The sequence below is a fragment of the Caldimonas sp. KR1-144 genome, from assembly GCF_049446155.1.
Taxonomy (GTDB): Bacteria; Pseudomonadota; Gammaproteobacteria; order Burkholderiales; family Burkholderiaceae_C; genus Rivibacter.
Genome location: NZ_JBMSEE010000006.1, coordinates 155,680 through 167,906, shown reverse-complemented (window position 1 = coordinate 167,906; position 12,227 = coordinate 155,680). Strand labels below are relative to the sequence as shown.

Sequence of the window (12,227 nt, the reverse complement as noted above, 5' to 3'; positions counted from 1 at the left end):
GGCGGGCCGCGTGAGCCACATCGTCTCGCTGTCCGGCGGCTCGGACGGCCTGGGCTTCGTGGTCACCTCGAACATGGCCAAGCGATTGCTGTTCGACGAGCCCACGGTCTGGAGCGGCCTCGAGGGCTACCTGCTCGCCGGCGAACTGGCGCGCGCGCTCAACGTGCCGGCGCCCGGCACCGGCTTGCTCGTGCAGCGCGTCGCGCACGGCTCGCCGGCCGAGATGCTGGGCGTGCGCGGCGGCAGCGTGCCGGTCAACGTGGGCGAGGAGCAGCTCACGCTGGGGGGCGACATCATCCTCGCGGTGGAAGGCATCGCGCTGGGCGAACCCGAGGCCTACGAGCGCATCCGAAGGCGGCTGATGGACGTGCGCGCGGCCGGGCAGTCGCTGCGCATGCAGGTGCTGCGTGCAGGGCGCGTGGTCGAGCTGAGCGGCCAGGTGAGGCGTTGATTGGGGCTGTTGGTGCAGCTCGCGTTCATGACAGGCGTGGCGGGCAAAGGCGCGCCTGTTCGCAGCGGAACCCCGCACCAGCCTCTTCGCAAAAGAACAGCGTGGCCTTTGCGGCAGGCGGTCCCGCTTGGGCTCCTCACGCAGCCGCGCTACCGCGCCCCACCGAGCCCAGCTTGCGCCGGATCGTCTCGGCCGCCACCTGCAGGCGTCCGGCGAGCCGTGCCGTGTCTTCGCGGTCGATGCGCGCAGCGCGGCCCACCAAGGCCAGCGCCGCGACCACTTCCTCGTCGGCGCCCGGCACCGGCACCGCGATCGCGCCGATGCCCTTTTCCAGCTCGCCGCTGGAGCGGTACCAGCCCTGCTTTCGCACCTGCGTGAGGTAGGCGCGGAACTCGGTCCAGTCGCGGCCCATGCCGCTGGCGGCGATCTCGTCGGCGCGGGCCGCGTGCAACTTGACGAGCGGCGCACGCGCCATGGCGGCGAGCAGCACCTTGGGCGCGCCCGACCGGAACAGCGGGCGCGGGCGCCCGCGGCCGTAGGCCAGCGCGAGCGTCTTCTCGACCGTGACGCGGTGCACGTCGATCACCTTGGGCACCGCGGCCGGTCCCGCGAACATGACGCTGAGCACGACGTCGTAGCCGGTGTCGGCGGCGAGCCTTTCCATCACCGGCACGGCGGCCAGCAGCAGCGGGTCGCCCTGGCGAAGCTGGTAGTCGAGCTCGATGATCCGCGCGCCCAAGGCGTAGCGGCCGGCCGAGACCTTCTGCAACAGGCCCGCGTCGACCAGCTCCTTGACGTAGCGGTAGCCGGTGGGGCGCGCGTAGCCGAGCGCGTCATTGATCTCGTCGGGCTGCCACACGGGCCGCTCGCGGGTGAAGAGGTCGAGGATCGCAAGGACGCGCGACGGGCTGGTCATGGGGCGTGGGGTCGTTCAGGCCAGGCCCATGAGGCGGGCCATCTCGGCGCGCCATTCTGTCCGAGGCCGAAAGCCCGGCAGGCTGCGCGCATGCGCCTCGAAGCGCGCCATCAGCTCGGCCTCGTCGCCGGCGAGATCCACCGGCAGGCGCATCGGCTGCGAGACGTACCACGGCAGGTCGAAGTACAGCTCGAGGCGGTTGCCCTCGGGGTCGCGCACGTAGATCGACACCGCGTTGCCGTGCGTGACCGGCGTGATCTCGCTGCAGTCCTCTTCGAGCAGGCGCGCGTGCATCGCGCGCAGCGTCGCGAGGCTGTCGGCCGCGAGCGAGATCTGGTTGATCGGGTTGAACGCGAGCGACGCGGGCCGGCCGCTGACGAGCACGATCTGATGGTGCTCGTCGGGGTCGCGGCTCAGGAACACGAGGTCGACGGGCCCCGACGCGCCGGCGAGCTGGCCACGGTCGGTGACGGTGAACTCGAGCACGCCGGCATAGAAGCGCTCCATGCGGGCGATGTCGCTGACGAACATGCCGAAGTGGCTGAAGCGAAAGCCGCGGCGGGACGATGGACTCATGGTTTCCCCTCGAAGGGTTCGGGTTGACATTCGGCGTGTCATGTCATTGAATCTCAAATATTGAGATTTATCAATTCGCGCTTTCCAGCGCTCCCTTCCCGCTTGCGCAGACCCCGAGATGAAACTCATCAGCTATGAACACGCCGGCCGCCGGCGCTTCGGCGCCGTCGTCGACGGCCGCATCGTCGACCTGCAGGCCGCGCTCGGCGAGCGCTTTGCCGACCTGAAGTCGCTGCTCGCTGCCAACGCGCTGCCCGAGGCCGCTGCGGCACTCGTCGGGCGCAGTGGCGAGCTCGCGCTGTCCGACGTGACGCTGCTTCCGGTGATCCCCAACCCCGGCAAGATCTGGTGCTGCGGCCTGAACTACGGCGAGCACGTACGCGAGACGAATCGCGAGGTCACCGAGCAGCCCACGTTCTTCCTGCGCGTGGCCGATTCGCAGGTCGGCCACGGCCAGGCCATCGTGCGCCCGAAGGAGTCGACCCAGCTCGACTACGAGGCCGAGATCGCGGTCGTGATCGGCAAGCCGGGCCGGCGCATCGGCGAAGACGAGGCCTGGAACCACATCGCCGGTTACGCCTGCTACAACGACGGCAGCGTGCGCGACTGGCAGCGCCACACCTCGCAGTGGGTGCCGGGCAAGAACTTCTGGCGCACCGGCGGCTTCGGGCCGTGGCTGGTCACCGCCGACGAGATCGCGCCGCAGGCCGTGATGACGCTCGTCACGCGGCTCAACGGCCAGGAGATGCAGCGCGCGACCACCGAGCAGATGCTCCACGGCATCGCGCGCCAGATCGCCTACGTGTCCACGATCGCGCCGCTCGAGGCCGGCGACGTCATCGTCACCGGCACGCCGGGTGGCGTGGGCGCGCGCCGCACGCCGCCGGTGTGGATGAAGCCGGGCGACGTGGTCGAGATCGAGGTCGACCGCATCGGCGTGCTGCGCAACACGATCGCCGACGAGACCGCCTGAACGGATCGCCCACAGATCGCCACCGAGGCGACGAGGAGACAAGCATGAACGAGAACCACGGCATCGTCGGCGAGCAGGACGTCGCCGACTTCGAGCGCGACGGCGTCGTGTGCCTGCGCGGCGTGCTAGACGCCGAATGGTGCGAGTCACTGCGCGACGCCGCGCTCGCGGCGATGGCCTCCGGCCAGGGCCGCACGCGCGAGGCCAAGCTCAAGCCCGGCGAGGGCCGCTTCTATTCGAGCGTCTACCTCTCGGACGCCGACGCCCGCTTCGCGCGGGCCCGCGACGCCTCGGCCCTGCCGCAGATCGCCGCGCGGCTGATGCGCGCCGAGCGCGTGCGCTTCTTCTACGACCAGCTCTTCATCAAGGCGCCCGGCACGGTCGCGCCGACGCCGTGGCACAACGACCTGCCGTTCTGGCCCTTCCTCGGCAACGACCTGGTCTCGATCTGGGTCGCGCTGTCGCCGGTGAACGCGGCCACCAGCGGCGTGCAGTACGTTGCCGGCTCGCACCGCTGGAACAAGATGTTCCGCGCCATCACGCCCGACTACGACCCGCGCTTCATGGACGAGTCGATGGAGGTCTGCCCCGACTACGGCGCCGGCGAGGGCGATCCGTCGGCGCGCGTGCTGAGCTGGGACATGCAGCCCGGCGACGTCCTGTGCCACCACCCGCTCACCGTGCACGGCGCGGCCGGCAACGCCTCGGCCACGACCACGCGCATCGGCTGGTCGATCCGCTACCTCGGCGCCGACGTGCGCTGGGATCCGCGCCCTCACACGATGACGCTGCGCCGCGACCCGCAGGTCGCGCCCGGCGCCTATCCGGCCGACGACGAGGCGCTGCCCGTCGTGTGGGAGCGCGGCCGCGGGCTGCTCGCTGAGCAGGCCGCCTGAGCCTGCACCCGTTCTTGCCGACACGCCCGCGGGCCCTGCACCCGCACGCCACCAGGAGAACACCATGAGCCATGGCATCACCCGCCGCCGCGCCGTCGCGGCTGTCGTCGCCGCCTGCGCCGTGCCGGCGCGCGCGGCGGCACCGGTCAAGCTCAAGCTCGCGAGCTTCGAGCCGCCGATGGCCAACATCACGGCCAACGTGCTCACGCCCTTGGCGCGCGAGGCCGCGCAGGGCTCGGGGGGCACGCTGCAGATCGACGTGTTCGCCGGCGGCACGCTGGGGCGCAACCCCAGCCAGCAGCTCAAGCTCGTGACCGACGGCGTGGCCGATCTCGCGTGGGTCGTGCTGCCCTACACGCCGGGCCGCTTCGACGACACCGAGGTCGTCGGCCTGCCCTTCGTGACCGCCAACGCCACCGAGGCCAGCGTCGCGCTGCAGCGGCTCTACGCAGCGGGCAGCCTGGTCGGCTTCGACGGCCTGAAGATGCTCGCGCTCGCGGCCACGCCGCCGGTGGCGATCCATGCCAACCAGCCGGTGCGTGCGCCCGCGGACCTGAAAGGCAAGCGCGTGCGCGTGTCGGGCGACCACCTCACGCGCGTGGTCGAGGCCCTGGGCGGCGCGCCGGTCCAGCTGGGCGGCGGCCAGATCGCCGAGGCCATGTCGCGCGGCGTGGTCGACATGACGCTCAACAACTGGGGCTTCGTCGGCGACTTCAAGGTCAACGAGGTCAGCTCGCAGCACCTGGACCTCGCGCTCGGCGCGGTGGCGGTGGGCGTGGCGATGCGCCAGGACCGCTACGACGCGCTGCCGCCCGCGGCGCGCACGGCGATCGACAAGCTCGGCGGCGAGGCGCTCGCGCGCCGGCTCGGCGAGGCCTTCGACCGCCAGGAGGCCGAGGTGCGCGAGCGCGTCGCGAAGTCGGGCCGCAACCGCGTGGCCCAGCCCAGCGCTGCCGAGCTGGCCGACTGGAAGCGCCAGATCGAACCGCTCAACGAGGCGTGGCGTCGTGCCAAGCCGCGCAACGAGCGCACCTATGCGGCCTTCGCCGAGCAGCTCGCGCGCCTGCGCTCGGCCTGACATGGACCTCGCCGCCACCACGCGCCGCTGCGCGCAGCAGCTGGCCGGCGCCGCCGCGTTCGGCCTGCTCGCGCTGGCCGGGGCGACGGTGCTCGACGTGCTGCTGCGCTACGCCTTCGCGGCGCCGATCCGCGGCTTCATCGACGTGCTGGGCCTGGCCGGCGCGGTGCTGCTCGCGGCCTGCATGCCGCACGTGGTGGCCAGCCGCGGCAACATCGCGATCGACCTGCTTGGCAAGCGGCTGCCCGCCGCGGCGCAGCGCGCGCTCGACCGACTGGCGGCGCTGGCGACCACCGCCTTTTTCGCCGCGATGGCCTGGCAGATGCTCGGCTTCGCGCTCGAGGCGCGCGGCACCGGCGAGACCACCGCGGTGCTGCGCTGGCCGGTGTGGCCGTGGTGGCTCGCGGTGGCGGCATGCATCGCGCTCGCGGCGCTGGCGGGCCTGGCGACCGCGAGCCGCGCGCCGGCTGCCGCGAACGAGGTCGACGCATGAACGCGCCGGTGCTGCTCACGCTGGCCGGGCTGGCCGGCTGCTTTGCGCTGATCGCGCTGCAGGTGCCAGTGGGCGTGGCGATGGGCATCGCCGGCGTGGCCGGCTTCGCCGCGCTGTCGGGCCTCGCGCCGGCGCTCGCGACCATCGCTTCCGAAGCGGCGAACCAGCTCGCCTCGCTGGACCTCGCGACGATCCCGCTGTTCGTGCTGATGGGCGCGTTCGCCGGCATGGCCGGCCTGTCGGAGGACCTCTACCGTCTCGCCTACGCGCTGGTCGGCCACCGCCGCGGTGGCCTGGCGATGGCCACCATCGGCGGCTGCGCGGGCTTCGGCGCGGTGTGCGGCAGCTCGGTCGCCACCGCGGCCACCTTCGGCCGCGCTTCGCTGCCGTCGATGCTCTCGCGCGGCTATGCGCCGGGTTTCGCGGCCGGCACCGTGGCCTCGGGCGGCACGCTGGGCATCCTGATTCCGCCGTCGTCGATCATGGTGATCTACGCGGTGCTGTCGCAGGAGCTGATCATCAGCCTCTACGTGGCAGCGCTGGTGCCCGCGGCGATCGCGGTGGCGCTGCACATCACCGCGATCGCATTGCACACGCGGCGCCACCCGTCGCTGGCGCCCGTGGGCCCGCGCGCCACGGCGGTCGAGCGCTGGCAGGCCGTGCGGCGCAGCGCGCCGGTGCTCACGCTGGCCGCCACCGTGATCGGCGGCATGGCCGGCGGCGTGTTCACCGCGACCGAGAGCGCGGCCGTCGGCGCGGTGATGGCCTTCGGCTTCGCGCTGCTGCGCAGGAGCGTGACGCGCGCGGCGCTCTCGCAGGCGCTGGGCGGCACCGCATCGACCGCCGCGATGATCTACGTGCTCATCATCGGCGCGTCCCTCTTCGGCACCTTCACGGCCGTGACGCAGGCGCCGCAGGCGCTGGTGGAGGCGGTGCAGGCCTCGGGCGTGCCGGTGTGGGCCGCGATGCTCGCGCTGATGGCGCTGTACCTGGTGGCCGGCGCGGTGTTCGACGAGGTGGCCGCGATGGTCGTGACCCTGCCCTTCGTGCTGCCGCTGATCAGGAGCTGGGGCTTCGATCCGGTGTGGTGGGGCGTGATCAACGTGGTGGTGATCGAGCTCGGCATGCTGATCCCGCCGCTGGGCATGAACGTGTTCGTCGTCAAGGGCGTCGCGCCGCAGATCCCGCTGGCCGACATCTACCGCGGCGTCGCGCCCTATGTCGCCTCGAACCTCGTTCGCCTGGGGCTGCTGCTGACGTTCCCGGCGCTGTCGCTGTGGCTGCCCACCCTCCTCAAGTCCTGACCGTCCCATGAGCGAAGACCTCTACGACGTGGCCGTCGTCGGCCTCGGCCCGGCCGGCGCCACGCTCGCCAACCTGCTCGCGCTGCGCGGCCTCTCGGTGCTGGTGATCGAGCGCGAGGCCGACATCTACCGCCTGCCGCGCGCGATCCACTTCGACGGCGAGTGCATGCGCGTGTTCCAGTCGATCGGCATCGCCGAGGCCTTGCTGCCGCGGCTGTTCGTCTCGCCGGGCATGAAGTTCGTCGACGCGGCCGGGCGCGTGCTGATCGACTACACCCGCTCGCAGCTGCCGGGGCCGCACGCGTGGCATCCGAGCTACCGCTTCCACCAGCCCGAGCTCGAGACGGCGCTGCGCGCGCGCCTGGCCGGGCACCAGCGCGTGAGCGTGAAGCTGCGCCACGAGGTCTACGCGGTCGACGAGCACGACGACCACGTCGAGCTGCGCCTCGAGGACATGCGCTGCGGCCGGCTGCTGCGCGCGAAGGCGCGCTACGCGGTGGGTTGCGACGGCGCGCGCTCGCTGCTGCGCCGGCTGATGGACAGCCAGCTCGACGACCTGCAGGCGCACGAGCGCTGGCTGGTGCTCGACGTGCTGCTCAAGCGCGAGCGCCCCGACCTCGGCGACCACAGCATCCAGTACTGCGACCCGCGCCGCCCGGCCACCTACGTGCGCGGCGCGGGGGAGCGCAGGCGCTTCGAGCTGATGCTGATGCCGGGCGACGATGCCGCGGCGATCACGCGGCCCGAGGCCGTGTGGCCGCTGCTCGAGCGCTGGCTCACGCCCGCGGACGCCGAGCTGGAGCGCCCCGCCGTCTACACCTTCCATTCGGTCGTGGCGCGCGGCTGGCGGCGCGGCCGCCTGCTGATCGCCGGCGACGCCGCGCACCAGACGCCGCCCTTCATGGGCCAGGGCATGTGCGCCGGCATCCGCGACGCCGCCAACCTGGCATGGAAGCTGGCCGACGTGATCGGCGGCCACGCGCCGGATTCACTGCTCGACAGCTACGAGTCCGAACGCGCGCCGCACGCGCGCGAGTTCATCGAGACCGCGGTCCGCCTGGGCGGCATCATCCAGGCGACCGATCCCGTCGTGGTGCGCGAGCGCGACGCGCAGATGGCCTCGAACCCGCAGGTCTTCACGACACCGCAGCCGGCACTGGGCCCCGGCGCGCACGACGGCGGCGTCTTCGGCGGGCGCATCGCGGCGCAGCCGGTGCTCGCCGACGGCAGGCGCGCCGACGACCGCATCGGCCCGCGCTTCGCGCTGATCGCCGCGCCCTCGCTCGCCGCGCAGGCATTGGACAGCGAGCGCCTCGCCGTGCTGCCGGCCGCCGAGCCGGCGCTGCGCGAGTGGCTGGCCGCGCTGGGCACCGAGGCCGCGCTGCTGCGGCCCGACCGCTATGTCGCCGGCGTGGCCGACAGCGCCGAAGCGCTCGACGCGCTGCTGGCGCGACATCGCCTGCAGGAGGCGGCATGGGCATGAGCCGCCGGGCCGCGCCCAAGGCGAACTCCGGCATGCGCAGCACGGAGGGTGCCCAATGAGCGCCACCATCACCGACAACTGGTTCGCCCGCATGCGCCGCGGCGAGGTCCCGCGCGCCGCGGTGGCCGAGCTGCTCGGCGAGACGATCACGCAGGTCGACCTCGAGCAAGGCCTGCTCGAAGCGCGCTACATCGCGGCGCCGAGCTTCCTCAACCCGGCCGGCGGCGTGCAAGGCGGCATGCTCGGCGCGATGCTCGACGCGCTGACCGCCGGGCTCGTCGACGCGACGGTGGCGGAAGGCGAAGCGGTCGCGACGCTCAGCCTCAACCTCGCCTTCCTGCGCCCGGCCGCGGCCGGCGCGATCGACGGCCGCGCGCAGCTCGTGCGGCGCGGGCGCGAGGTCTGCCATGTGAGCGCCGAACTGCTGCAGGCCGGGCGGCCGGTGGCGAGCGCCACCGCCGTCTGCAAGATCGTCTCGGCGTGATCCGAACCCCCACGCTCACTTCGTTCGCCAGCCCCGAGGGGGCCCAGTCGCCTTCCACCTCCTCGTTGCCACCCTCGCTCATGAACCGCATCAGCATCAAAGCCCGCCTGCTCCTGCTCGTCGCCCTGCTGCTGGCCATGCTGGTCGCGTCGTTCGCGCTCGGGCTCTTGCGGCTGCGCGGCGCCAACGCCGTGCTCGAGACGGTCTACAACGACCGCGTCGTCCCGTTGCGGCAGCTCAAGACCGTGGGCGACGGCTACAGCGTGGCCATCGTCGACACGGCGCACAAGGTGCGCGACGGTGCGATGACGCCCGACGAAGGCTCGGCGGCCGTGCTGGCCGCGCGCGAACGCGTCGCACGCGAGTGGCAGGCCTACAAGGCAACGTTCCTGATCGACGCCGAGAAGCAGCTCGTGGCGCGCGCCGAGCCGCTGATGCGCCGCGCCGACGAAGCCGGCGCGCGGCTGCTGGAGTTGCTGGCGGCGCGCGATGTCGACGGCATCCGCGTGTTCGCGGCGACGCAGTTGTACCCGGCCGTCGATCCGGTCTCGGAGGTGGTCAACCAGCTGTCCGCCGTCCAGCTCGAAGTGGTGGCGCAGGAGTTCGCGCAGGCGCAGGAGACGTACCGGGGGGCGTTGCAGCGCGCGATCGCCGCCGCGGCCGTGGTCATCGCCAGCGCAGCTTGGCTGGCGTGGGCGCTGGTGCGCTCCATCACCGTTCCGCTGGCGCGCGCCGTGCAGGTCGCCCAGACCGTGGCCGACGGAGACCTGACCTCGCACATCGAGGTCCGGGGGCGCGACGAGACGAGCCGGCTGCTGGCCGCGCTCAAGCGCATGAACGACCAGCTGAGCGCGATCGTCGCGCAGGTTCGCGTCGGCAGCGACTCCATCGCCACCGGCTCGTCGCAGATCGCGGCCGGCAATGTCGACCTGAGCCAGCGCACCGAGGAGCAGGCCTGCAACCTTCAGCAGACGGCCGCGTCGATGGAGGAGCTGACCGCGACCGTCAAGAGCAACGCCGCCACCGCGCACGAGGCGGTCCGCCTGGCATCGAGCGCCTGCGAAGCAGCCGGTCGCGGCCGCGCTGTCGTCGACGGCGTCGTCTCGACGATGGACGACATCAGCACGTCGTCGCGCAGGATCGCCGACATCGTCGGCGTCATCGACCGGCTGGCCTTCCAGACCGGCATCCTCGCGCTCAATGCCGGCGCCGAGGCCGCGCGCGCCGGCGAGCACGGCCGCGGCTTCTCGGTGGTGGCCGGCGAGGTGCGCGCGCTGGCGCAGCAAAGCGCGCTGGCGGCCAAGGAGATCAAGGACCTGATCGGCGAAAGCGTGGCCCGGGTCGATGCCGGTAGCGCGCTGGTCGGCGACGCCGGCCGGGCCATGGGCGACATCGTCGCGCAGGTCAGGCGCGTGAGCGACCTCATCGCCACGATCAGCACCGCCAGCGCCGAGCAGAGCGCGGGCATCGGCCAGATCGGCGAGGCGGTCGCCCAGCTCGATCAGGTCACGCAGCGCAATGCGGCGCTGGTCGAAGAGAGCGCCGCCGCGGCGCAGAGCCTCACGCACCAGGCGGCCCGGCTCGCGCAGGCCGTCGCGCAGTTCAGGCTGGCGTTCTCGCCCGCCGCGTGAGCACGCCCGTCGCTGGCTCGAAACGTGCTGGCGAGACCCTCGCGCGGCGATCCGTTGTCGCGAGGGCCCCATGCGCATCCTGCTGGTCTCCGATCTCCACTACACGCTGCCCCAGCTCGACTGGCTGGTGCACGCCGCGCCGCGCTACGACCTCGTGGTGATGGCCGGCGACCATCTCGACATCGGCTCCGCGGTGCCGCTGCACGCGCAGTCGCTCGTGCTGCTGCGCTACCTGTCGATGATTCACCAGGCGGGCACGCTGGTCGCGAGCTCCGGCAACCACGACCTCACCGGCCCCGACGCGCAAGGCGAGCAAGCCGCGCTGTGGCTGGCCGAGGCGCGCCGCGCCGGCGTGCCGAGCGATGGCGACGCGTTGCGCGTGGGCCAGGACACGCTGGTCAGCGTGTGCCCCTGGTGGGACGGACCGCTGGGCCGCGCCGCGCTGGAAGCGCAGCTCGCGCGCGATGCGCAGCAGCGCCCGGCGCGCTGGCTGTGGGTCTACCACTGGCCGCCGCTGGGCTCGCCGACCTGCTGGAACGGCCGGCGCGAGTACGGCGACGCGGACCTCGGCGGCTGGATCGCGCGCTTCAAACCCGACATGGTGTTCACCGGCCACGTGCACGAATCGCCGTTCAGGCCGGCCGGCGCGTGGGCCGACCGCATCGGCGAGACCTGGGTCTTCAATCCCGGCCGGCAGATCGGCGGCGTGCCCTGCTTCGTCGAGATCGACCTCGCGCAAGGCTCGGCGACATGGCGCTCGCTGATGGGCGAGGAAAGCCTCTCGCTCGCCGCGGCCGCGGCACCGGCGCGCAGCGTGTTCTGATCGGCGCTCGCAAGGTGACGCCGGGCCGGGCGCCGCCCGGGCGCTCAGTAGTCGGGCTCGGGATCGCGGCGCGATCCGGGCCGCGCCGCCGGCACGTGCCGCTGCGCCAGTTCGTCGAGCACGTCGGACACCATCGCCATGCCGGGCGCGTGGCCATACTGGTGCTTCAGGTCGGCCAGGTAGCTGGTCACCACGTTGAGCCGCTCGGCCAGGCCGACCGCGACATGGCGCGCGATCTGCGGGTCACCGGCCAGCAGCGCGCGGCCGTCGGCCGCGTGGCGCAGCACGCAGGGCTCGCTGGCGATCACGGTGGCGCCGTAGGCGCTGTCGAGCAGCAGCGACATCTCGCCGATCAGCGCACCGGGATGGGTGACGGTGTTCACCGGCACGCCGCCCTTGAACACGCGCAGTGCACCGCGAACGAGCACCCAAAGCCCATCGCCGCGCTCGCCCTCGCGCACGAGCGTCTCGCCGGGCGCGAGGGCGACCTCGGGCAGGTGGGCGCAAAGGCTCAGCATGTCGGCCATGGCCGGGTCCAAGCAAGGACGGCGCCATGCCGCCGCGGCGCGCCGTGGCCGCCTCAGGCCCTTCGGCGCTGCGGTTCGCGCAGGTGCAGGAACCTGGTGTAGAGGTCGCGCGGCGGTGCGACGTCGATCGCCTTGAGCATCTGGCCGACGTTGCCGCGGTGGTAGCCGCCGTGCGTGATCACGTGCAGCAAGATCTCCTCGCGACTCATCCGCCCGGCGTCGCCGTCGGTGAACTGGAACGCCAGCACCTCGGCCAGCGCCGGCTCGCCGAGCCGCGCCAGGTAGCCAACGTACCACGCGTCGGTGGCTTGCACGTCGGCGCTCAGCTGGCCGAGCGAAGGCGTTTCCTTGGTGTTGGTGGCGTCGAACGGCCGCGGCTCGCCGCTCAGGTGCGCGCGGAAGATGCGATCGACGACGTAGATGTGGTTGAGCGTGCGCACGCAGGCGTGCAACTGCTCGGCCCGCTCGGGCGGCAGCTGCGCCAGCCGCGCGAACAGCTCTTCGTTGGCCCAGGCCTTGTAGGCGAACAGCGACTGCAATGTGGAGAGGGACATGGCTCGTTCCTTCGAGAAGGGCGAGACGAGATCATGCC

Annotated in this window: 14 protein-coding genes; 10 read left to right on the top strand and 4 right to left on the bottom strand. The window is 72.5% G+C overall.

Going from position 1 to position 12,227, the window contains the following annotated elements; genetic code table 11:
• Positions 1–10: 10 nt before the first annotated feature.
• A complete protein-coding gene (locus ACO2TI_RS15555; protein ID WP_423285694.1) occupies positions 11–451 on the top strand; it encodes a hypothetical protein in 441 nt (146 codons plus the stop codon).
• Positions 452–587: 136 nt separating this feature from the next.
• Here the strand turns inward: ACO2TI_RS15555 and ACO2TI_RS15550 are convergent, their stop codons facing one another.
• On the bottom strand, positions 588–1,367 hold the full coding sequence (locus ACO2TI_RS15550; RefSeq protein WP_423285693.1) for an IclR family transcriptional regulator: 780 nt from the start codon (positions 1,365–1,367) through the stop codon (positions 588–590).
• Positions 1,368–1,382: 15 nt separating this feature from the next.
• Positions 1,383–1,943, bottom strand: coding sequence for a VOC family protein (locus ACO2TI_RS15545; protein WP_423285691.1), 561 nt, complete (start codon positions 1,941–1,943; stop codon positions 1,383–1,385).
• 118 nt (positions 1,944–2,061) lie between these two features.
• Here ACO2TI_RS15545 and ACO2TI_RS15540 point away from each other — a divergent pair, with 118 nt between their 5' ends.
• The 9 genes from ACO2TI_RS15540 (at position 2,062) to ACO2TI_RS15500 (ending at position 11,108) form a co-directional block, all read left to right on the top strand.
• Complete coding sequence (locus ACO2TI_RS15540) at positions 2,062–2,916, top strand: fumarylacetoacetate hydrolase family protein (protein WP_423285689.1); 855 nt, start codon at positions 2,062–2,064, stop codon at positions 2,914–2,916.
• A 44-nt stretch (positions 2,917–2,960) separates the two neighbouring features.
• Entirely contained in the window at positions 2,961–3,812 is an 852-nt protein-coding gene (locus ACO2TI_RS15535) for a phytanoyl-CoA dioxygenase family protein (protein ID WP_423285687.1), read from the top strand.
• Positions 3,813–3,876: 64 nt separating this feature from the next.
• Positions 3,877–4,890 (top strand): TRAP transporter substrate-binding protein, encoded by a 1,014-nt coding sequence (locus tag ACO2TI_RS15530; protein WP_423285685.1) that lies wholly within the window; start codon positions 3,877–3,879, stop codon positions 4,888–4,890.
• A 1-nt stretch (position 4,891) separates the two neighbouring features.
• On the top strand, positions 4,892–5,383 hold the full coding sequence (locus ACO2TI_RS15525; RefSeq protein ID WP_423285684.1) for a TRAP transporter small permease: 492 nt from the start codon (positions 4,892–4,894) through the stop codon (positions 5,381–5,383).
• On the top strand, positions 5,380–6,687 hold the full coding sequence (locus tag ACO2TI_RS15520; RefSeq protein WP_423285683.1) for a TRAP transporter large permease: 1,308 nt from the start codon (positions 5,380–5,382) through the stop codon (positions 6,685–6,687). The genes ACO2TI_RS15525 and ACO2TI_RS15520 overlap by 4 nt, the downstream gene beginning before the upstream one ends.
• Positions 6,688–6,694: 7 nt before the next feature.
• Entirely contained in the window at positions 6,695–8,170 is a 1,476-nt protein-coding gene (locus ACO2TI_RS15515; RefSeq protein WP_423285682.1) for a bifunctional 3-(3-hydroxy-phenyl)propionate/3-hydroxycinnamic acid hydroxylase, read from the top strand.
• A gap of 55 nt (positions 8,171–8,225) precedes the next feature.
• Positions 8,226–8,654 (top strand): PaaI family thioesterase, encoded by a 429-nt coding sequence (locus tag ACO2TI_RS15510; RefSeq protein WP_423285681.1) that lies wholly within the window; start codon positions 8,226–8,228, stop codon positions 8,652–8,654.
• Positions 8,655–8,734: 80 nt separating this feature from the next.
• A complete protein-coding gene (locus tag ACO2TI_RS15505) occupies positions 8,735–10,285 on the top strand; it encodes a methyl-accepting chemotaxis protein (protein WP_423285679.1) in 1,551 nt (516 codons plus the stop codon).
• A 70-nt stretch (positions 10,286–10,355) separates the two neighbouring features.
• A complete protein-coding gene (locus tag ACO2TI_RS15500; RefSeq protein WP_423285678.1) occupies positions 10,356–11,108 on the top strand; it encodes a metallophosphoesterase family protein in 753 nt (250 codons plus the stop codon).
• 44 nt (positions 11,109–11,152) lie between these two features.
• On the opposite strand, the gene ACO2TI_RS15495 is transcribed toward ACO2TI_RS15500, so the two are convergent.
• Together ACO2TI_RS15495 and ACO2TI_RS15490 are read right to left on the bottom strand one after the other, a co-directional pair.
• Entirely contained in the window at positions 11,153–11,635 is a 483-nt protein-coding gene (locus ACO2TI_RS15495; RefSeq protein ID WP_423285677.1) for a Crp/Fnr family transcriptional regulator, read from the bottom strand.
• Positions 11,636–11,688: 53 nt separating this feature from the next.
• Positions 11,689–12,189: a DinB family protein gene (locus tag ACO2TI_RS15490; protein WP_423285676.1), complete on the bottom strand. Its 501-nt coding sequence runs from the start codon at positions 12,187–12,189 to the stop codon at positions 11,689–11,691.
• Positions 12,190–12,227 lie beyond the last annotated feature (38 nt).

What these genes read in the sequence shown, in the direction of transcription:
- ACO2TI_RS15510 (WP_423285681.1), top strand. Translation starts at nt 8,226, where the DNA reads ATGAGCGCCACCATCACCGACAACTGGTTCGCCCGCATGCGCCGCGGC.
- ACO2TI_RS15545 (WP_423285691.1), bottom strand. Translation starts at nt 1,943, where the DNA reads ATGAGTCCATCGTCCCGCCGCGGCTTTCGCTTCAGCCACTTCGGCATG.
- ACO2TI_RS15520 (WP_423285683.1), top strand. Translation starts at nt 5,380, where the DNA reads ATGAACGCGCCGGTGCTGCTCACGCTGGCCGGGCTGGCCGGCTGCTTT.
- ACO2TI_RS15540 (WP_423285689.1), top strand. Translation starts at nt 2,062, where the DNA reads ATGAAACTCATCAGCTATGAACACGCCGGCCGCCGGCGCTTCGGCGCC.
- ACO2TI_RS15515 (WP_423285682.1), top strand. Translation starts at nt 6,695, where the DNA reads ATGAGCGAAGACCTCTACGACGTGGCCGTCGTCGGCCTCGGCCCGGCC.
- ACO2TI_RS15500 (WP_423285678.1), top strand. Translation starts at nt 10,356, where the DNA reads ATGCGCATCCTGCTGGTCTCCGATCTCCACTACACGCTGCCCCAGCTC.
- ACO2TI_RS15505 (WP_423285679.1), top strand. Translation starts at nt 8,735, where the DNA reads ATGAACCGCATCAGCATCAAAGCCCGCCTGCTCCTGCTCGTCGCCCTG.
- ACO2TI_RS15535 (WP_423285687.1), top strand. Translation starts at nt 2,961, where the DNA reads ATGAACGAGAACCACGGCATCGTCGGCGAGCAGGACGTCGCCGACTTC.
- ACO2TI_RS15490 (WP_423285676.1), bottom strand. Translation starts at nt 12,189, where the DNA reads ATGTCCCTCTCCACATTGCAGTCGCTGTTCGCCTACAAGGCCTGGGCC.
- ACO2TI_RS15530 (WP_423285685.1), top strand. Translation starts at nt 3,877, where the DNA reads ATGAGCCATGGCATCACCCGCCGCCGCGCCGTCGCGGCTGTCGTCGCC.
- ACO2TI_RS15495 (WP_423285677.1), bottom strand. Translation starts at nt 11,635, where the DNA reads ATGGCCGACATGCTGAGCCTTTGCGCCCACCTGCCCGAGGTCGCCCTC.
- ACO2TI_RS15550 (WP_423285693.1), bottom strand. Translation starts at nt 1,367, where the DNA reads ATGACCAGCCCGTCGCGCGTCCTTGCGATCCTCGACCTCTTCACCCGC.
- ACO2TI_RS15525 (WP_423285684.1), top strand. Translation starts at nt 4,892, where the DNA reads ATGGACCTCGCCGCCACCACGCGCCGCTGCGCGCAGCAGCTGGCCGGC.